The following is a 19,811-nucleotide window of genomic DNA, read 5'->3' on the forward strand; positions in this document are numbered from 1 at the left end:
GGAAACGCCCGGTTACATTCCGAACCCGGAAGCTAAGCCTTTCAGCGCCGATGGTACTGCAGGGGGGACCCTGTGGGAGAGTAGGACGCCGCCGAACAACCCGCCCTTTTAGCTCAGTCGGTAGAGCGTCTCCATGGTAAGGAGAAGGTCAACGGTTCGATTCCGTTAAAGGGCTCCAAAGAAAAGGCCCCCGCCTCATGGCGGGGGCCTTTTTGCATTTCCGGGAGTCGGCTGCTCCGTCGTCTCGTCCGCCGGCGGGCGGGTTGCACCATAGCTCTCTAAAATGGGCGCGAAGGGTGGACAAGGCACGACCGGCGGCCACGAGGTGCCCTGAGGGGCGCCCGGCAGGCCTGGGAGGCGTGATGACCGTACCCTCTGGCGCGGCGGCACCGCAGCACACGCAGAGCGACCCCGAGGACGTCCTGAAGCGGGTCGGAAGTACCTGGCACTGGGCACTCGGTTTCGCCCTCGCGACCCTGATTCCAGGCATCCTGGTACTCGTCTGGCCCGACGAAACGCTGCACATCCTGGCCGTCATCATCGGTCTGCAGCTTCTTGTTGCGGGTGTCTTCCGTTTCGTAGCCGCCTTCTCGCACAGCAGCGACGGCGGCAGCAGACTGGCCGGCGTTCTGGTCTCCATGCTGGCGTTCCTGGCCGGCGTCCTGGTACTGCGGCATCCGATGCAGACGATCGGCGCGCTGTCCCTGATCCTCGGGGTCTTCTGGCTGCTGACCGGAGTACTCACGGCATACACCGCGATCGCAAGCCGCACGCTCGTGCACCGAGGCCTGCTCTTCGGCCTGGGAGTTCTCGCCACCGTCGCAGGAATCGTCGTGCTCTGCTTCCCCGTGGACTCGGCGGTCGCACTGACACGGCTGCTGGGACTCTGGCTCGTCCTGCTGGGAGTGTTCGAAGTGGTGATGGCCTTCGCCCTGCGCTCCGCCACCCGTCATCCGAGGCGCCAGGAGGTGCCCTAGTCGCTCTCGCGCTGGTGGGGGACGCGGAAGGCCAGGATGGCCATGTCGTCCGAGGCGGGTTCGGCCGCGAAGCGTTCCACTGCACGGAGGACGCGGGACGCGACGGCGCCTGCGGTGAGGCCCGTGCACGTGGTGAGGACCTCCGCGAGGCCGTCGTCGCCCAGCATGCGGGTGCCCTCGCGGCGTTCCGTCACGCCGTCCGTGACGCAGAGGAGGACGTCGCCCGGGTCCAGGGTGAGGGTCTGCTCGTAGAGGTCGAGGTCGTCGATCACGCCGAGCAGGGGCTGCGGGTCCGCGGCCGGGGTGACCTGGCCGTCCGGGCGTAGCCGGAGCGGCAGCGGGTGGCCTGCGCAGACGACCTTCATCAAGGCGCCGCCGTCCGGCTGCGGGTGGAGCTCGCCGTACAGAAGGGTGAGGAAGCGGCTGCGGGCGCCCTCGTCGAGGATGGCCGCGTTGAGCCGCTCCAGTACCGCCGGGCCGCCCAGTCCTTCGCGGGCCAGGAGGCGCAGGGCGTGCCGGGCGAGGCCTGTGACGGCGGCCGCCTCGGGGCCCGTGCCGCAGACGTCGCCGATGGCGAAGCCGTACGCTCCGTCGCGGATCGGGAAGACGTCGTAGAAGTCGCCGCCCACCTCGTTGCCCTCGCCGGCCGCGCGGTAGATGACCTCGACCTCCATGCCGGGGATGGCCGGGGAGCCGGGCGGGAGCAGGCTGCGCTGCAGGGAGCGGCTGATGGCGGTGCGCTCGGAGTAGAGGCGGGCGTTGTCGAGGGCGAGGGCGGCGCGGCGCGACAGGTCCTCGGCGAGTTCGAGGATCTCCTGGCGGAAGTGCTCCTCGGACGGCTTGCCGAGGGTGAGCATGCCGATCACGCGGTTGCGGGCCAGGAGGGGGAGGACGACGGTCTCCCCGCCGACCGCCGAGGTCGTCGCCGGCCAGGGGCGGGCGCCGGCCTCGCGGACCGGTTCGGGCGGGCTGACCCTGGAGAGGAGGGCCTTGAGGCCGTCGATGCGTTCCTCGTCCTCGTGCAGGACGTACGAGAGGTACGGGTCGGAGGACTGGTCGGCGATGGTGTAGACGGCGCACCAGGTGGCCAGGGTCGGGACGGTCATCTGGGCCATGAGGGCCAGGGTCTGGTCCCGGTCGAGAGTGCCGGCGAGCAGGTCGGAGGCCTCGACGAGGAAGGACAGGGAGCCGCGGCGCAGGCGTTCCAGTTCGCCGAGGCGGGCGGATTCGACGGCGAGGGCGATGCGGTCGGCGGCGAACTGGAGGCGCAGGGCCTCGGCGTTCGAATAGCGGCCGGGGCTCTCGGTGGCGACGCCGAGCGAGCCGGTGAGCCGGCCTTCGACCTTGAGCGGGACGGTGATGACCGAGCGCATCCCGGTGGCTTCCAGGAGCGGGACGGCTCCGGGGACGGCGGAGAGGTCGTCGTGGACGGCGGGCATGCGGGCGGAGCCGTACCGGTTGGTGCCGGCCTCGACGGGGACGCGGGCGAAGCGCTGGCGCGTGGAGGGGAGCCCGGTGGTGGCGCGGACCTCGAGCTCCGTCTCGTCGTCGGTGGCCAGCAGCAGGAACGCGGCGTCGGCGTCGAGCATGTCGCGGGCGCGCTCGACGGTGCGCTGGAGGAGTCCGTCGAGGTCGTCGGGGGCGGGGGAGCCGATGAAGACCTCGAAGGGGTCCGCGGGGCGGGGCTCGGTGAGCTGGAGGTTGTCGGAGGGTGCCACCCGTACGGGGGTCTGGAGCAGGGCCCGCTCGTCGTCGTGGACCAGCAGGCAGACGATGGAAGGCTCCCCGTGGGCATCGCGGACCCGCAGGTGGGAGGCGTACACGGGGATCACGCGGCCGTCGGCGCCGCGGATGCCGTAGCTGCCCTCCCAGCGGGACAGGCGCAGGGCCTCGGCGATGCCGGTGCCGGTGCCGGGGGTCTGGGGCCAGGCGGCGAGCTCGGCGAGGGGCCGGCCGAGGACCTTCTCGGCGGTGTAGCCGAAGACGTGCTCGGCGTCCTCGTTCCAGGCGGAGATGGCGTCGGAGGCGTCGATCTGGAGGACGGCGACGCGGACCCGGCTGTCGGCGAGCGGGAGGAGCCGGTCCGGGACGACGGGTCCGGCGGAGCGGGTACCGACCGGCCGGTCTGGCAGGTCGAGCCGGAACCACACGTGCTTGTGGGTGGCGGTGTACTCGACGCCCCAGCGGGTGGCGAGGGCGGCGCAGAGCATCAGCCCGCGGCCGTTCTCGCGGTCGGGGTCGGCGTACGGGCGCTCGTCGGGGTGGCGGAGCGGGAGCTCGCGTTCGGGATACCGGTCGGCGATCTCGACGCGTACGCCGTCTCCGGAGCGCAGGCACAGCACCTCGGCCTTGGTTCCGGCGTGGACCACGGCGTTGGTGACGAGCTCGCTGGTGAGGACCACGGCGTCGTCGACGATGTCCGCGAACCCCCAGCCCTGGAGGGTGTCGCGGACGAACGCGCGGGCTGCGGCGACCGAGCGCCCGAGGGGGTCGAAGCTGGCAGCCGCCCGAGCCGTGATCACGAGTCTCCTTCGACGCGGTTGGACATCGGATGCCAGGTTACTTACCTTCGCGGTCGGCTTGGTGCCGTCGTCCGGGATTCGACCCGCAGGGTGCGGCCGGTGTGCGATGGTGCCGAAGTGTTATGGCCGGGTTCGGCCAGGGTGAAACACTGGGCAGGATCGGATAGCCGGGCGTGCGACTCGCCGGGTGTCGGTGGAACAGCGGTCGACCCTTTCGGGAGGGACACGGTGGAGTCTGGCGCAGCGGTGCGGCGTACGGGAACGCGCCCGAAAGGCGGGAGGTCCCGCCGGAACGGCACGACGGAAGTCGATACCGCCGCCCTGAACCGGCTGCTCACGGCCCTGGTGTCGATGCGGGACGGGAACTTCCGCAAGCGGCTGACGGTGTCCGGCGAGGGCGTGATGGCGGAGATCGCCGCCGTCTACAACGAGGTCGCCGACCGCAACCTCCATCTGACGGGAGAGCTCTCCCGGGTGCGGCGGACGGTGGGCCGCGAGGGGAAGCTGAGCGAACGGCTGGAAACAGGTGCCTGCGAGGGCTCCTGGGCGGCCGCGATCGATGCCTCGAACCAGCTGGTGGACGATCTTGCCCGGCCGGTGTCCGAGGTGGGCCGGGTGCTGTCGGCGGTCGCCGAGGGTGATCTGGACCAGCGGATGGACCTGCGGACGCAGACGGCGGACGGGTCCGGGCATCCGCTGCGCGGTGAGTTCCTGAAGGTCGGGCGTACGGTCAACAACCTGGTCGACCAGCTGTCCGCGTTCACCGACGAGGTGACGCGTGTGGCGCTGGAGGTGGGTACCGAGGGCAAACTCGGCGGTCAGGCCCAAGTGCGCGGAATGTCGGGTTCTTGGAAGGATCTGACCGACTCCGTCAACACGATGGCGTACCGGCTCACCGCTCAGGTGCGTGATATCGCTCTCGTCACGACGGCGGTCGCGAAGGGCGATCTGTCGCGCAAGGTCACGGTGCACGTGGCCGGCGAGATGCTCCAGCTGAAGAACACCGTGAACACGATGGTGGACCAGCTGTCGTCGTTCTCCTCCGAGGTGACGCGGGTCGCCCGTGAGGTGGGTACGGAGGGTGAGCTCGGCGGCCAGGCGAAGGTGCCCGGGGTCGCGGGCGTGTGGAAGGACCTGACCGACTCCGTCAACACGATGGCGGGCAACCTGACGGCACAGGTGCGCGGGATCGCGCAGGTCACGACGGCCGTCGCCAACGGTGACCTGTCGCAGAAGGTACGGGTCAGCGCGCGCGGCGAGGTGGCGCAGCTGGCCGAAACGATCAATCAGATGACGGAGACCCTGCGGACGTTCGCGGACGAGGTCACGCGTGTGGCCAGCGAGGTCGGGGCGAAGGGCCTGCTGGGCGGTCAGGCGCAGGTGCCGGGTGCGGCGGGTACGTGGAAGGACCTCACCGATTCGGTGAACACGGTCTTCCGTAACCTCACCACGCAGGTGCGGGACATCGCGCAGGTGACGACGGCGGTGGCCAACGGCGATCTCTCGCAGAAGGTCACGGTCGACGTGGCCGGCGAGATGCTGGAGCTGAAGAACACCGTCAACACGATGGTGGACCAGCTGCAGTCCTTCGGTGCGGAAGTGACGCGGGTGGCCCGTGAGGTCGGCGTCGAGGGTGAGCTGGGCGGTCAGGCGCAGGTGCCGGGTGCGGCGGGTACGTGGAAGGACCTCACAGATTCGGTGAACACCGCCTTCCGCAACCTCACCGGACAGGTGCGCAACATCGCACAGGTGACGACGGCGGTGGCCAACGGCGACCTTTCGCAGAAGGTCACCGTGGACGTCTCGGGCGAGATGCTCCAGCTGAAGAACACCGTGAACACGATGGTGGACCAGCTCTCCAGCTTCGCCGACCAGGTCACGCGGATGGCGCGGGACGTGGGCACGGAGGGCCGCCTCGGCGGTCAGGCCCGGGTGGAAGGGGTGTCCGGGACGTGGAAGGAGCTCACCGACTCCGTCAACTTCATGGCCGGGAACCTGACCTCCCAGGTGCGCCAGATCGCGCAGGTGACGACGGCGGTGGCCCGTGGTGACCTGTCGCAGAAGATCGACGTGGATGCGCGCGGCGAGATCCTGGAGCTGAAGAACACCATCAACACGATGGTCGACCAGCTCTCGGCCTTCGCCGAGCAGGTGACCCGGGTGGCCCGGGACGTGGGTACGGAGGGCCGGCTCGGCGGTCAGGCGCAGGTGCCCGGGGTGGCCGGTGTCTGGCGCGACCTGACCGATTCCGTGAACGGCATGGCAGGGAACCTGACCTCTCAGGTGCGCAACATCGCGCAGGTCGCGACGGCGGTGGCCCGTGGTGACCTGTCGCAGAAGATCGACGTGGACGCGCGCGGCGAGATCCTGGAGCTGAAGAACACCCTCAACACGATGGTCGACCAGCTCTCGAACTTCGCGGAGCAGGTGACGCGGGTGGCCCGCGAGGTGGGCACCGAGGGCATCCTGGGCGGCCAGGCGGAGGTGAAGGGGGTCTCCGGCACCTGGAAGGACCTCACGCAGTCCGTCAACTTCATGGCGAACAACCTGACTTCTCAGGTGCGCAACATCGCCGAGGTGACGACGGCGGTCGCGATGGGCGATCTCTCCAAGAAGATCACCGTGGACGCCAAGGGCGAGATCCTCGAGCTGGTCACGACCGTGAACACGATGGTGGACCAGCTGTCCTCGTTCGCCGAGCAGGTGACGCGGGTGGCCCGCGAGGTGGGTTCCGAGGGCATCCTCGGCGGCCAGGCCCGGGTGCGCGGCGTGACGGGCATCTGGAAGGACCTGACCGACAACGTCAACCTGATGGCCAACAACCTGACCTCGCAGGTGCGCAACATCTCGCAGGTCTCGGCGGCGGTCGCCAACGGTGATCTGACGAAGAAGGTCACGGTCGAGGCGCGCGGCGAGGTCGCGCAGCTCGCCGACACCGTGAACACGATGGTGAAGACCCTGTCCTCCTTCGCGGACGAGGTCACGCGCGTGGCCCGCGAGGTGGGCACGGAGGGCCGCCTGGGCGGCCAGGCGCACGTGCCGGGTGTTTCGGGTACGTGGAAGGACCTCACCGACTCGGTGAACTTCATGGCCTCCAACCTGACCGGCCAGGTGCGGCAGATCGCCATGGTCACGACCGCCATCGCCAAGGGCGACATGACCAAGAAGATCGACATCGACGCCCGGGGCGAGATCCTGGAGCTCAAGACGACGATCAACACGATGGTCGACCAGCTGTCCTCGTTCGCGGACCAGGTGACCAGGGTGGCCCGCGAGGTGGGCACCGAGGGGATCCTGGGCGGTCAGGCGCGGGTCCGGGACGTGGACGGCACCTGGCGCGACCTCACGGAGTCCGTGAACGAGATGGCCGGGAACCTGACCCGGCAGGTGCGCGCGATCGCGGCCGTGGCCACCGCGGTGACCCGCGGCGATCTCAACCTGAAGATCGACGTGGACGCGGCGGGCGAGATCCAGGTCCTCCAGGACAACATCAACACGATGATCGCGAACCTGCGCGACACCACCTTGGCCAACAAGGAGCAGGACTGGCTGAAGGGCAACCTCGCCCGGATCTCCGCCCTGATGCAGGGCCGCCGCGAGCTGGACGACGTGGCCTCGCTGATCATGAGCGAGCTGACCCCGGTGGTTTCGGCGCAGCACGGGGCCTTCTTCCTGGCGCTGCCGTCGGGCGGCACCACCGAGATCGGGACCGAGGGCGGTCCCGACGGTGCGTACGAGCTGCGGATGCGCGGGAGTTATGCGTACGCGGGCGGTCAGATGCCCACCTCCTTCCGGCCGGGGGAGGGGCTGATCGGGACCGTGGCGGAGGAGAAGCGGACGATTCTCGTCGAGAACACCCCGCCCGGTTACCTGAAGATCTCCTCGGGGCTCGGGGAGGCGCCGCCGGCGCACGTGATCGTGCTGCCGGTGCTGTTCGAGGGGAAGGTGCTCGGCGTCATCGAGCTGGCGTCCTTCCAGCCCTTCACGCAGATCCAGAAGGACTTCCTGAGCCAGATCGCCGAGATGATCGGCACGAGCGTCAACACGATCAGCGTCAACTCCAAGACGGAGATGCTGCTCAAGCAGTCGCAGGAGATGACCGAGCAGCTGCGCGAACGTTCCGACGAGCTGGAGAACCGGCAGAAGGCGCTCCAGGCGGCCAACGCCGAACTCGAGGAGAAGGCCGAGCTGCTGGCCCAGCAGAACCGGGACATCGAGGTGAAGAACACCGAGATCGAGGAGGCCCGGCAGGTCCTGGAGGAGCGCGCCGAGCAGCTGGCGGTCTCGATGCGCTACAAGTCCGAGTTCCTGGCGAACATGTCGCACGAGCTGCGTACGCCGCTCAACTCGCTGCTGATCCTGGCCAAGCTGCTCGCCGACAACGCGGACGAGAACCTGTCGCCGAAGCAGGTGGAGTTCGCGGAGACCATCCACGGTGCGGGCTCCGACCTGTTGCAGCTGATCAACGACATCCTGGACCTGTCGAAGGTCGAGGCGGGGAAGATGGACGTCTCGCCGACGCGGATCGCGCTGGTCCAGCTCGTGGACTACGTGGAGGCCACCTTCCGGCCGTTGACCGCGGAGAAGGGCCTGGACTTCTCGGTTCGGGTCTCCCCGGAGCTGCCCGCGACCCTGCACACGGACGAGCAGCGCCTCCTGCAGGTGCTGCGCAACCTGCTGTCGAACGCGGTGAAGTTCACCGACACCGGGGCGGTGGAGCTGGTGATCCGGCCCGCGGGTTCGGACGTGCCGACGGCGATCCGGGAGCAGTTGCTCGAGGCCGGTTCGCTGCGGGAGGCGGACGGGGACCTGATCGCCTTCTCGGTGACGGACACCGGGATCGGGATCGCGGCGAGCAAGATGCTGGTGATCTTCGAGGCGTTCAAGCAGGCCGACGGAACCACCAGCAGGAAGTACGGCGGTACGGGCCTGGGGCTGTCGATCAGCCGGGAGATCGCCCGGCTGCTGGGCGGGGAGATCCACGCGGCGAGCGAGCCCGGCCGCGGGTCCACGTTCACGCTGTACCTGCCGCTGCACCCGAGCGAGCTGCCGCCGCAGGGGTACGCGCCGCCCACGCCCGGCGGCGGCCGCGGCGAGGTGTACCGCAGGCAGGTCGACGGCCCGCGGCCCGCTCTGCCGACGGCGCCCGCCGCCGCGGCACAGGTGCAGCCGCAGCAAGCGCGCCCCGGGGTGCCGGCCGCCGAGGCGGCCGGTCAGGGACAGGGCGGCGCTGCGCTGTTCCGGCGGCGGCGCAAGGCGCTGAGCGACCTGGAGCCGCGTACGGCGGTGCCGGGGCAGCCGAACGCGCAGGGGCCCGAGGACGGCTGGGTCAATCCGGAAGAAGAGCTTCCGGTGGTGCCCCGGACGTATGACTTCCACGGGGAGAAGGTGCTCATCGTGGACGACGACGTCCGCAACGTCTTCGCGCTGACTAGTGTCCTGGAGCAGCACGGACTGGCGGTCCTGTACGCGGAGAACGGCCGGGAGGGCATCGAGGTCCTGGAGCAGCACGACGATGTGACCGTCGTGCTGATGGACATCATGATGCCCGAGATGGACGGTTACGCGACGACCTCGGCGATCCGGCGGATGCCGCAGTTCGCCGGTCTGCCGATCATCGCGCTGACGGCGAAGGCGATGAAGGGGGACCGGGAGAAGGCGATCGATTCCGGTGCCTCCGACTATGTCACCAAGCCGGTCGACCCGGACTATCTGCTGTCGGTGATGGAGCAGTGGATGCGCGGCAAGTGATCGACTGCAGAGCGCTCTGATACCAATTGCTGACTGACTGTGGCGAAAACGGTGTGGAAGGGCGGGAGACGGGGAACCTTCTGCTCTCCCACACCGTTTCTGCTTCGTGCACAGTGACATCTTGGTGACAGGGTGTGGCGATCTCGGGACTGGGGCTACGATGACCGGCACAAGGACGGACGGCGTAAGGATGCCGTCCTCTTCTGGGGCGGGGCCCGGCGTACAGGCCGGCGCCAGGAGCCGGGGAGGCCCCATGCCGGGGCGAGGAGGACAGGGCATGGTGCAGAAGGCCAAGATCCTCCTGGTCGACGACCGGCCGGAGAATCTGCTCGCGCTGGAGGCCATCCTCTCCGCGCTCGATCAGACACTGGTCCGGGCGTCGTCGGGCGAGGAAGCGCTCAAAGCGCTGCTGACGGACGATTTCGCGGTCATCCTGCTGGACGTGCAGATGCCCGGGATGGATGGATTCGAGACGGCCGCGCACATCAAGCGGCGTGAGCGGACCAGGGACATCCCGATCATCTTCCTCACCGCGATCAATCACGGTCCGCACCACACGTTCCGCGGTTACGCCGCCGGCGCGGTGGACTACATCTCCAAGCCCTTCGACCCGTGGGTGCTGCGGGCCAAGGTCTCGGTGTTCGTCGAGCTGTACACCAAGAACTGCCAGCTCAGGGAGCAGGCGGCGCTGCTGCGCCTCCAGCTCGAGGGCGGCGGCTCGGGCGCTGACAGCAAGGAGACGGCCGGTCTGCTGGCCGAGCTCTCCGCGCGGCTCGCGGCGGTCGAGGAACAGGCCGAGGCGCTGACCAAGCAGCTCGGCGAGGAATCGGCCGATGCCGCGGTCGTGGCGACCGCGGCCCATCTGGAGCGCAAGCTCACCGGTCTGCGGCGGGCGCTCGATGCGCTCGAGCCCGGGACCGGCGGGGGAGCGCCGGTGCTGCCCGCGCAGAGCTGAGCGCATCGAGGCGCTGACCGCCCGGCCGTTCGGACGGTGCCGGGCCTGGCGGTGCGTCAAAGCACCGACACGGCCCGCGACACGAACGGGTGAAGGGGTGGGCACGCGTGTCCACCGGCGCGCGCACCGGTAACCTCGGCCCCATGGCCTCACGTACGTCCGGCAAGGGTTCCCAGAGCACTGCGGGCACCGCGAAGGGCCGCACCGGCCGGACGACGGCGCCGGCGAAGAAGGCGGCCCCCGCCCGCAAGCCCGCAGCGAAGAAAGCCGCGGCGCCCCGGCGCGCCCCCGTCAAGAAGGTGCCGCCCAAGCCCGCGCCCTCCCCGACCGGGGGCGTGGTGCGGCTGGTGCGCGCCGTGTGGCTGGGCTGTGCGCACGCCGTCGGCGCGGTGTTCCGCGGGATCGGCCAGGGCGCCAAGAACCTCGACCCCGCCCACCGCAAGGACGGCGTCGCGCTGCTGCTGCTCGCCCTCGCGCTGATCGTCGCCGCCGGTACCTGGTCGAACCTGAGCGGTCCCGTCGGGGATCTGGTCACCATGCTGGTCACCGGCGCCTTCGGACGACTGGATCTGCTCGTGCCGATCCTGCTCGGCGTCATGGCGGTACGTTTCATCCGCCATCCCGAACAGCCCGACGCCAACGGCCGGATCGGCGTCGGCCTGTCCGCGCTCGTCATCGGGGTGCTCGGCCTCGTGCACATCGCCTGCGGGGCGCCGGGCCGGGACGAGGGCACCACCGCCATGCAGAACGCGGGCGGGCTGATCGGCTGGGGCGCCTCGAAGCCGCTGATCTTCACCATGGGTGCGCCGCTGGCCGTGCCGATGCTGGTGCTGCTCACGATCTTCGGGCTGCTCGTGGTCACGGCGACCCCGGTGAACGCGATCCCGCAGCGGCTGCGGCGGCTCGGCATCCGGCTGGGGATCATCGCCCCGAACCAGTACGACGAGGGCTTCGGGGAGGACGGCGCCGCCGGCCGGCACGACCCCGAGCAGTGGCGGGCCCGGTCGGGAGCTGCGGGTTCCGGCGACCCCGCCGACCTCGATGCCGCCGATGCCGCCGAGGAGCAGGCGCTCGCCCGGCGGCGGCGCCCCCGGCGGACCCCGGCCCGGCCGGCCCCCGAGCGGGAGATGGACGCCGTCGACGTGGCCGCCGCGGCCGCCGCCGCGCTGGACGGGGTGGTCTACGGCGGAATGCCGCCCTCCCCGCTGGTGGCCGACCTGACCCACGGCATCTCCGTCGAGCGCGCGGGCGTGGAGATCACCGCTCCGGTGCCGCCCGCCCGGGAGGAGCGGCCCAAGGCCGCCGCCCCGGAGCCGGCCGAGCCGCCGCACGACACCACGGCCGCGGCTTCCGGGACCTTGTCGGTGCCGGACCTCACCAAAGCCCCTCCGCCGCCCCAGCCGCTGCCGCCCCGCGCCGAGCAGCTCCAGCTGCGGGGGGACATCACGTACGCACTGCCCTCGCTCGACCTGCTGGAGAAGGGCGGGCCCGGCAAGACCCGCAGCGCCGCCAACGACGCCGTGGTCGCCTCGCTGCGCAACGTGTTCACCGAGTTCAAGGTCGACGCGGACGTCACCGGCTTCACCCGGGGACCGACGGTCACCCGGTACGAGGTCACCCTGGGCGCGGCGGTCAAGGTCGAGCGGATCACCGCCCTGACCAAGAACATCGCGTACGCCGTGGCCTCGCCGGACGTCCGGATCATCAGCCCGATCCCGGGCAAGTCGGCAGTCGGCATCGAGATCCCGAACACCGACCGCGAGATGGTCAACCTGGGGGACGTGCTCCGGCTGGCGGACGCGGCCGAGGACGACCACCCGATGCTCGTGGCGCTCGGCAAGGACGTCGAGGGCGGCTACGTCATGGCCAACCTCGCGAAGATGCCGCACGTGCTCGTCGCCGGCGCCACCGGCTCCGGAAAGTCCTCCTGCATCAACTGCCTGATCACCTCGGTGATGGTGCGGGCCACCCCGGAGGACGTCCGGATGGTGCTCGTCGACCCCAAGCGGGTGGAGCTGACGGCGTACGAGGGCATCCCGCACCTGATCACGCCGATCATCACCAACCCCAAGCGGGCCGCCGAGGCGCTCCAGTGGGTCGTGCGCGAGATGGACCTGCGCTACGACGACCTGGCCGCCTTCGGCTACCGGCACATCGACGACTTCAACCGGGCCATCCGGGACGGCAAGATCAAACTGCCGCCCGGCAGCGAGCGGGAGCTCAGCCCGTACCCGTACCTGCTGGTGATCGTCGACGAGCTCGCCGACCTGATGATGGTGGCCCCGCGGGACGTCGAGGACTCGATCGTCCGGATCACCCAGCTGGCCCGCGCGGCCGGCATCCACCTGGTGCTCGCCACCCAGCGGCCCTCGGTGGACGTGGTCACCGGCCTGATCAAGGCGAACGTGCCCTCGAGGCTCGCGTTCGCCACCTCCTCGCTCGCCGACAGCCGGGTCATCCTCGACCAGCCGGGCGCCGAGAAGCTCATCGGCAAGGGGGACGGGCTGTTCCTGCCGATGGGAGCGAACAAGCCGGTCCGCCTCCAGGGCGCCTTCGTCACCGAGGACGAGATCGCCGGGATCGTGCAGCACTGCAAGGACCAGATGGCCCCGGTCTTCCGGGACGACGTCACCGTCGGGCAGAAGCAGAAGAAGGAGATCGACGAGGAGATCGGCGACGACCTGGACCTGCTGTGCCAGGCGGCCGAGCTGGTGGTCTCCACGCAGTTCGGGTCGACCTCGATGCTCCAGCGCAAGCTCCGGGTGGGCTTCGCGAAGGCCGGGCGGCTCATGGACCTGATGGAGTCGCGGGGGATCGTCGGCCCGAGCGAGGGGTCGAAGGCGCGCGACGTGCTGGTCAAGGCGGACGAACTGGACGGGGTCCTCGCCGTCATCCGGGGAGAGACCCAACCGTAATTCTCGGGCGGGCAACCGTTTCCCTTGGGTCCGCGTCAAGTTGAGGGAGGTGGCGGCACCGTGCCCTGTGCGGGTCCGCCGCAGCACCCGGACTTCCTGCACTGTTCGGATTGCCATTCGGATGGCGTAGGAAGTCCACCCTCCGGTTGCTCCACCCTTTCGTCACCCCCCTAGACTGGACATCCAGCAGGTGGCTACACGCTCGAAAGGCGCCCTCGTGTCCATCGGCAACTCCAACTCCCCCGAAGATGAGCGGCCTTCGACCGACGACCGGTCCGAGGACCGCATCATCGAACCCACAGTCGAAGGACCGTCCATCGGGACGGCCCTGAAGCAGGCCCGGATCGCCGCCGGGCTCACTGTCGACGAGGTCAGTTCCACCACCCGCGTGCGCATCCCGATCGTGCACGCGATCGAAGCTGACGATTTCACGCGGTGCGGCGGCGACGTCTACGCCCGCGGTCACATCCGTACGCTCGCCCGCGCCGTCCACCTCGATCCCGAACCCCTGGTCGACGCGTACGACGCCGCCCACGGCGGCCGGCCGGCGCCCACGCCCGCCGCGCCGATGTTCGACGCCGAGCGCATCCGTCCCGAGCGGCAGCGGCCCAACTGGACCGCGGCCATGGTCGCCGCCATCGTCGCCGTCATCGGCTTCGTGGGCTTCACCGCCTTCGGCGGCGGCGACGCGAAGGACAAGCGGCCGGTGGCGGAAGGTTCCGCCTCCCCGCAGGCCGCACCCAAGCAGTCGGCCGGCAAGCCGGCCGCCCAGCCCCAGCAGACCCCGAAGGCGCCCCAGCCGGAGCCCTCGGACAGTGCCATCGCCGCCGCGCCCAAGGACCTCGTCACGGTCGTCCTGACGGCCAACGACGGCGAGAGCTGGATCTCGGCGAAGGACCACAGCGGCCGGCTGCTGTTCGACGGCACGCTGACCCCGGGCCAGTCCAAGACCTTCACGGACAAGGAATCCATCGACCTCGTCCTCGGCGACGCCGGGGTCGTGAAGCTCTTCGTGAACGGCAAGGAGATCAAGGACGATTTCCGGCCCGGTCAGGTGGAACGCCTCACATACACCAAGGACGACCCCCGCCAGGGAGCCGCACAGGCGGGCTGATATAGCGCTGAATGCTTGATTCCGGGTCCCCGGGGTGCTGCGCCGCACTCCGGGGATCTTGGTTTACCGGGACTTGGGGCGGGGGTCGGTGTTTGGACAAAGTAGTCTTGAGTCCATGCCCGAACGCCGTACCGTCGCCCTTGTCACTCTTGGCTGCGCCCGTAACGAGGTGGACTCGGAGGAGCTCGCAGGCCGCTTGGCGGCGGATGGCTGGGAGCTCGTCGAGGACGCCGCCGATGCGGACGTAGCCGTCGTCAACACCTGCGGCTTCGTCGAAGCCGCCAAAAAGGACTCCGTAGACGCCCTGCTGGAAGCCAACGATCTCAAGGATCACGGCAAGACCCAGGCCGTCGTCGCCGTCGGCTGCATGGCCGAGCGCTACGGCAAGGAGCTCGCCGAGGCGCTGCCAGAGGCCGACGGCGTGCTCGGTTTCGACGACTACGCCGACATCTCCGACCGCCTGCAGACCATCCTCAACGGTGGCATCCACGCCTCCCACACCCCGCGTGACCGGCGCAAGCTGCTCCCGATCAGCCCCGCGGCCCGCCAGGACACCGAGGTGGCGCTGCCCGGCCACGCCCAGTCGACGCCCGTCGAGGAGCCGGCCGAAGCCCCCGCCGACCTGCCGGACGGGCTCGCGCCCGCCTCCGGGCCGCGCGCGCCGCTGCGCCGCCGCCTGGACAAGAGCCCGGTCGCCTCGGTCAAGCTCGCCTCCGGCTGCGACCGCCGCTGCTCCTTCTGCGCCATCCCGTCCTTCCGCGGCTCTTTCATCTCCCGCCGTCCCAGCGACGTGCTGGGCGAGACGCGCTGGCTCGCCGAGCAGGGCGTCAAGGAGATCATGCTGGTCTCCGAGAACAACACCTCGTACGGCAAGGACCTCGGCGACATCCGCCTGCTGGAGACCCTGCTGCCCGAGCTGGCCGAGGTGGACGGCATCGAGCGCGTCCGCGTCAGCTACCTGCAGCCCGCCGAGATGCGGCCCGGCCTGATCGACGTGCTGACCTCGACCCCCAAGGTCGTGCCGTACTTCGACCTGTCCTTCCAGCACTCGGCCCCCGACGTGCTGCGCGCCATGCGCCGCTTCGGTGACACCGACCGGTTCCTGGAGCTGCTGGACACCATCCGGACCAAGGCCCCGCAGGCCGGCGTCCGGTCCAACTTCATCGTCGGCTTCCCCGGCGAGAAGGAGTCGGACTTCGCCGAGCTGGAGCGTTTCCTCACCCACGCGCGGCTCGACGCGATCGGCGTCTTCGGCTACTCGGACGAGGACGGTACCGAGGCCGTCACGTACGACGGCAAGCTGGACGAGGACACGATCGCCGAGCGGCTCGCCCACATGCAGCGGCTCGCCGAGGAGCTCACCTCGCAGCGCGCGGAGGAGCGGATCGGGGAGACCCTGGAGGTACTCGTCGAGTCCGTCGAGGCGGTTGACGACGAGGGTGACGGCGCCTACGGGCGTGCCGCGCACCAGGCGCCCGAGACCGACGGCCAGGTCGTCTTCACGGACAGCACGGGCCTGGTGCCCGGCCGTATCGTGGCGGCCAAGGTGGTCGGCACGCTGGGCGTGGACCTGGTGGCAGAGCCCCTGCATCTCGAGGAGGCGGCCGGATGACCGGAGTCCCGGCATCTGCGGCGGGCGGGACCGGCCGCCGGCCCGCGCCCGGCGCGAAGCTGGGGGCTGCGGCGGTCGATCAGGCCAGCCTGTGGAACATCGCCAACATCCTGACGATGATCCGGCTGGTCCTGGTGCCGGGATTCGTGTTGCTCCTCCTCGCCGACGGCGGGTACGACCCGGTGTGGCGCGCGTGGGCCTGGGCCGCGTTCGCCGTCGCCATGATCACGGACATCTTCGACGGGCACCTGGCCCGTACGTACAACCTGGTCACGGACTTCGGGAAGATCGCCGACCCCATCGCCGACAAGGCGATCATGGGGTCGGCGTTGATCTGTCTCTCCTGGCTGGGCGACCTGCCCTGGTGGGTGACCGGGCTGATCCTCGGGCGGGAACTCGGGATCACGCTCATGCGTTTCTGGGTCATCAGGTACGGAGTGATTCCCGCCAGCCGGGGCGGCAAGCTCAAGACCCTGGCCCAGGGGACGGCGGTGGGGATGTACGTGCTCGCGCTGACCGGGGCCCTGGCGAGCATGCGCTTCTGGGTGATGGCGGTCGCCGTCGTGCTGACCTTGGTCACCGGTTTGGATTACATCCGCCAGGCCGTGGTGCTGCGGCGCAAGGGTCTGGCTGCGGAGCAGGCCGCGAGGTGACACAACCGGTGGGGGAATCTCCGGTGGCCGGTGGGGCGGCTCCGGACGCCGCGGGGGCGGCGGCCGGGACCGGGGACACCGCCGCGATCGCTGCGGAAGTGCTGCGCCTCCTTGCGGAGAGTGACCAGACCCTCGCCGTCGCCGAGTCGCTGACCGGCGGGATGGTCGCCGCGGAACTCACGGCCGTCGCCGGGGCCTCCCGGTCCTTCCGCGGGTCGGTCACGGCGTACGCGACGGAGCTGAAGCACCGGCTCCTGGGCGTGGACGCCGGGCTGCTGGCCGCGCAAGGGGCGGTGAACGCGCAGGTCGCGGACGAGATGGCGACCGGCGTACGGCGCGTACTGGGGGCTTCGTGGGGGATCGCGACCACCGGAGTGGCCGGTCCGGACCCGCAGGACGGGCAGCCGGTGGGCACCGTCTTCATCGCCGTGGCGGGTCCGGCGGGCAGGAAAACCGTCCCGCTGAGGTTGAACGGCTCCCGTACGGAAATCCGTAGGGAGAGTGCACGGACAGTGCTCGAACTGCTCTCGAGCGAACTCCGCGAGAATGTGCGGGGGCAGGATACGGAACAGAACGGGGGGATTTGATGTTTGCAGCCCTGAGTGAACACGACATAGCTCCCCGCACGGCCGCGGCGCGAGGCGGTACGGTGGGGCGTGAAGGATGCGGCTACACGGTCAGAGGAGGGAGCCACCGATGATTCTGCTCCGTCGCCTGCTGGGTGACGTGCTGCGTCGGCAGCGCCAGCGCCAGGGCCGTACTCTGCGCGAAGTCTCCTCGTCCGCCCGAGTTTCTCTCGGCTATCTTTCCGAGGTGGAGCGGGGGCAGAAGGAGGCATCCTCCGAGCTGCTCTCCGCGATCTGCGACGCGTTGGACGTACGGATGTCCGAGCTGATGCGCGAAGTCAGCGACGAGCTGTCGCTGGCCGAGCTGGCGCAGTCGGCCGCGGCAAGCGAACCGGTGACGGTGCCGGTCCGCCCGATGCTCAATTCGGTCTCCGTGACTTCGGTCGCGGGTGGCCCGGAGCGGGTGACCATCAAGGCGCCTGCGGAAGCGGTGAATGTCGTAGCCGCGTGAGCTCGATGCGCGAGCTGTGAAGAAATGAGCGTGGCCGGAGCCCCGGTCGGTGCGTGACGCACCGACCGGGGCTCCGTGCCGTTTGCTGCGCTCGCTCGTACGGGGCTTTGCGGCGGGCCGGGGGCCCCGGGCGGGCTCGCCGCGTGCCGTGCCGTGCCGTGCTGTTCTGGGTGCGGGGGCGGCGGGGTTGCGGGACGATGGTCCGGTCCGGGTCCCCGGCCGCTGGGAGGTAGCCGTGCGGCGGTTACTCATACCCCTCGCGCTGGCGATGGGCGTGCTGTGGTGGTGGGCGGTGCTGCGCCTGGCGCTGGCCCCGGGCGAGTCGGGGCCGGTGGAGGGCGCGGTGGCCGTGGGCGGCTGGGGGCTGGGCCTGCTGCCGGTGCACTGCACGCCGCGGCCCGTACGCAGGACACGGCGGGCGGCGGGCGACGGACCCCGGGGGGATGGGGCGGCGGCCGGCCGGGCGGCTACCAGGGCATCGACACTCCCCCGTTCGGGCGGAGGATCTGGCCCGTCATGAAGGACGAGGCGTCCGAGGCGAGGTAGAGCACGGCCTGGGCGATGTCCTCGGGCTCGCCGACGCGGCGCAGGGGGGACATCCGGACCATCGCGGCCTCGGTCTGCTCCTGGACCTCGGGGCTGTGCCGCCCGGTCATCGGGGTGCGGATCCAGCCCGGGGCGACGGCGTTGACGCGGATGCCGTGGGGGCCGGCCTCGGTGGCGAGGGTCTTGGTGAGCTGGACGACGGCGGCCTTGGCGGCGCTGTAGCAGAGCAGGCCGGGCTGGGCGGCGTCCACGGCGCCGGAGGCCATGGTGACGATCGAGCCGGGGCGACCGGCCGCGATCATGGCGCGGGCGGCCTCCTGGCAGGTGCGCAGGATCCCCTTGAAGTTGATGTCCAGGACCCGGTCGAGGTCCTCGTCGGAGGTCTCCAGGACGCTGCTGGTGTGCATGATCCCGGCGATGGCGGCGGTGATGTCGAGCGGTCCGGCGGCTGCGACGGCAGCGCGCAGGGCTGCACGGTCGGTGACGTCGAGGGGGTGGACGGTGGCGGATCCGCCGGCCTTGGCGACGAGGTCCGCCGTCTCGGCGAGGCCGGGCTCGTCGCGGTCCGCGCAGTGGACGGCGGCGCCCGCCCCGGCGAGGAGCACGGCGGTGGCGCGGCCTATGCCGCTCGCGGCGCCGGTGATCAGGGCGGTCCGGCCGGAGAGGTCGTACGGGGCTCTGGGTGTGGGCATGCCGGGACCGTACGACCGGATCTGACGGAGCGTCAACTAGGCCGTAGGGCCGCGTTGGCAGCGGGGGCACCAGTAGGTCGGGCGGTCGTTCTGCGGGGCCTCGCGGACGGGGGTGCCGCAGCGCAGGCAGGGGCGGTGCGCACGGCCGTAGACGAAGAGCTCCTGACCGGGGCGGCGGCTGCCGGTGGTGTTGCGGATCCGGCGGTCGCCGATGTTGGCGCGCAGCAGGCGGTGGGCGGCGCCGGCGAGGCGGACGGCGGTGGTCGCGGGGTCGGGGAGGTCGCCGACAGGGGTCCAGGGGGTGACCTGGGCCAGGAAGCAGAGCTCGCTCTTGTAGATGTTGCCGATGCCGGCGAGGTTGCGCTGGTCGAGCAGGGCCTCGCCGAGCGGGCGCCCGGGGGTGGCGAGGAGGCGGGCGGCGGCTCGGTCGGCGTCCCAGTCGGGGCCGAGGAGATCGGGGCCGAGGTGGCCGACGGCGCGGTCCTCGTCGGCGGTGCGGAGCAGCTCGACGACCGGGAGGCGGTAGCCGACGGCCGTGTGTCCGGTGGTGGCGAGGACGACGCGGATCTCGTGGGCGGGGCCGCCGTGCCACTTCTCGTGCGCGGCGAAGACGTGCCAGGCGCCGTCCATGCCCAGGTGGGTGTGGAGGGTGAGGCCGCCCTCGAAGCGGGCGAGGAGGTGTTTGCCGCGCGGGGTGACGTCCAGGGTGGTGCGGCCGGTGAGGTCGGAGGTGGCGAAGCGGGGGACGCGCAGGTCGCAGCGGGTCAGCTCGTGGCCGGCCAGGGCCGCGTGCAGCCGGGCCGCGGCGCGCCAGACGCTGTCTCCTTCGGGCATGGCGCCATTGTCGCCCCGGCGGGGGCCGGGGGTGGTGCGCTGTGGCCGGCGCGCGGTGCGCGGGGGCTCCGGCACGGCCGGAGCCCCCGCCGCGCTGTGGCGCGGGCGGGGGCTCGTCGTCTGGAAGGGAGGGTGCGGAGGTGACCGCTACCGCTTCCGCCGT

At 70.7% G+C, this 19,811-nt stretch carries 13 protein-coding genes, 1 tRNA gene and 1 rRNA gene; 12 read left to right on the top strand and 3 right to left on the bottom strand.

Annotated elements, in window-relative coordinates:
* From rrf to IF09_RS0131300, 3 genes are all read left to right on the top strand, one after another.
* Positions 1 to 97: ribosomal RNA gene (gene rrf / locus IF09_RS42100) — 5S ribosomal RNA — on the top strand; the annotation flags it as partial.
* 5 nt (positions 98 to 102) lie between these two features.
* Positions 103 to 178, top strand: a tRNA-Thr gene (locus tag IF09_RS0131295).
* A 184-nt stretch (positions 179 to 362) separates the two neighbouring features.
* Positions 363 to 977 carry an HdeD family acid-resistance protein gene (locus IF09_RS0131300; RefSeq protein ID WP_030301481.1) on the top strand — a complete coding sequence of 205 codons (615 nt, stop codon included), beginning with the start codon at positions 363 to 365 and terminating at the stop codon, positions 975 to 977.
* On the opposite strand, the gene IF09_RS0131305 is transcribed toward IF09_RS0131300, so the two are convergent.
* The gene (locus tag IF09_RS0131305) at positions 974 to 3,535 is read right to left on the bottom strand and encodes a SpoIIE family protein phosphatase (protein ID WP_063607454.1); all 2,562 of its coding nucleotides are present in this window, start codon (positions 3,533 to 3,535) and stop codon (positions 974 to 976) included. The genes IF09_RS0131300 and IF09_RS0131305 overlap by 4 nt on opposite strands.
* A gap of 192 nt (positions 3,536 to 3,727) precedes the next feature.
* Between IF09_RS0131305 and IF09_RS0131310 the strand changes: the two genes are divergently transcribed.
* From IF09_RS0131310 to IF09_RS47455, 9 genes are all read left to right on the top strand, one after another.
* The gene (locus tag IF09_RS0131310) at positions 3,728 to 9,250 is read left to right on the top strand and encodes a HAMP domain-containing protein (protein WP_199920512.1); all 5,523 of its coding nucleotides are present in this window, start codon (positions 3,728 to 3,730) and stop codon (positions 9,248 to 9,250) included.
* A 277-nt stretch (positions 9,251 to 9,527) separates the two neighbouring features.
* Entirely contained in the window at positions 9,528 to 10,205 is a 678-nt protein-coding gene (locus tag IF09_RS0131315; protein ID WP_030301487.1) for a response regulator, read from the top strand.
* A 143-nt stretch (positions 10,206 to 10,348) separates the two neighbouring features.
* Positions 10,349 to 13,120 carry an FtsK/SpoIIIE family DNA translocase gene (locus IF09_RS0131320; RefSeq protein ID WP_051833187.1) on the top strand — a complete coding sequence of 924 codons (2,772 nt, stop codon included), beginning with the start codon at positions 10,349 to 10,351 and terminating at the stop codon, positions 13,118 to 13,120.
* 217 nt (positions 13,121 to 13,337) lie between these two features.
* Positions 13,338 to 14,234: a helix-turn-helix domain-containing protein gene (locus IF09_RS0131325; RefSeq protein WP_030301491.1), complete on the top strand. Its 897-nt coding sequence runs from the start codon at positions 13,338 to 13,340 to the stop codon at positions 14,232 to 14,234.
* Positions 14,235 to 14,349: 115 nt separating this feature from the next.
* The gene (rimO, locus tag IF09_RS0131330) at positions 14,350 to 15,846 is read left to right on the top strand and encodes a 30S ribosomal protein S12 methylthiotransferase RimO (RefSeq protein ID WP_030301493.1); all 1,497 of its coding nucleotides are present in this window, start codon (positions 14,350 to 14,352) and stop codon (positions 15,844 to 15,846) included.
* Entirely contained in the window at positions 15,843 to 16,499 is a 657-nt protein-coding gene (gene pgsA, locus IF09_RS0131335) for a CDP-diacylglycerol--glycerol-3-phosphate 3-phosphatidyltransferase (RefSeq protein ID WP_030301499.1), read from the top strand. Before rimO ends, pgsA begins: the two co-directional genes overlap by 4 nt.
* An 86-nt stretch (positions 16,500 to 16,585) precedes the next feature.
* Positions 16,586 to 17,086: a CinA family protein gene (locus tag IF09_RS0131340; RefSeq protein ID WP_030301501.1), complete on the top strand. Its 501-nt coding sequence runs from the start codon at positions 16,586 to 16,588 to the stop codon at positions 17,084 to 17,086.
* A 109-nt stretch (positions 17,087 to 17,195) separates the two neighbouring features.
* On the top strand, positions 17,196 to 17,576 hold the full coding sequence (locus tag IF09_RS0131345; RefSeq protein WP_030301503.1) for a helix-turn-helix domain-containing protein: 381 nt from the start codon (positions 17,196 to 17,198) through the stop codon (positions 17,574 to 17,576).
* A 268-nt stretch (positions 17,577 to 17,844) separates the two neighbouring features.
* A complete protein-coding gene (locus IF09_RS47455; RefSeq protein WP_078613565.1) occupies positions 17,845 to 18,096 on the top strand; it encodes a hypothetical protein in 252 nt (83 codons plus the stop codon).
* Here the strand turns inward: IF09_RS47455 and IF09_RS0131350 are convergent.
* Positions 18,044 to 18,814: an SDR family NAD(P)-dependent oxidoreductase gene (locus IF09_RS0131350; protein ID WP_106975176.1), complete on the bottom strand. Its 771-nt coding sequence runs from the start codon at positions 18,812 to 18,814 to the stop codon at positions 18,044 to 18,046. The two genes, IF09_RS47455 and IF09_RS0131350, sit on opposite strands and share 53 nt — an antisense overlap.
* A gap of 36 nt (positions 18,815 to 18,850) precedes the next feature.
* Positions 18,851 to 19,648 carry a DNA-formamidopyrimidine glycosylase family protein gene (locus IF09_RS0131355; RefSeq protein ID WP_030301507.1) on the bottom strand — a complete coding sequence of 266 codons (798 nt, stop codon included), beginning with the start codon at positions 19,646 to 19,648 and terminating at the stop codon, positions 18,851 to 18,853.
* Positions 19,649 to 19,811 lie beyond the last annotated feature (163 nt).

This window comes from Streptomyces katrae, assembly GCF_000717655.1.
In the GTDB taxonomy this organism is placed as follows: domain Bacteria; phylum Actinomycetota; class Actinomycetes; order Streptomycetales; family Streptomycetaceae; genus Streptomyces; species Streptomyces katrae_B.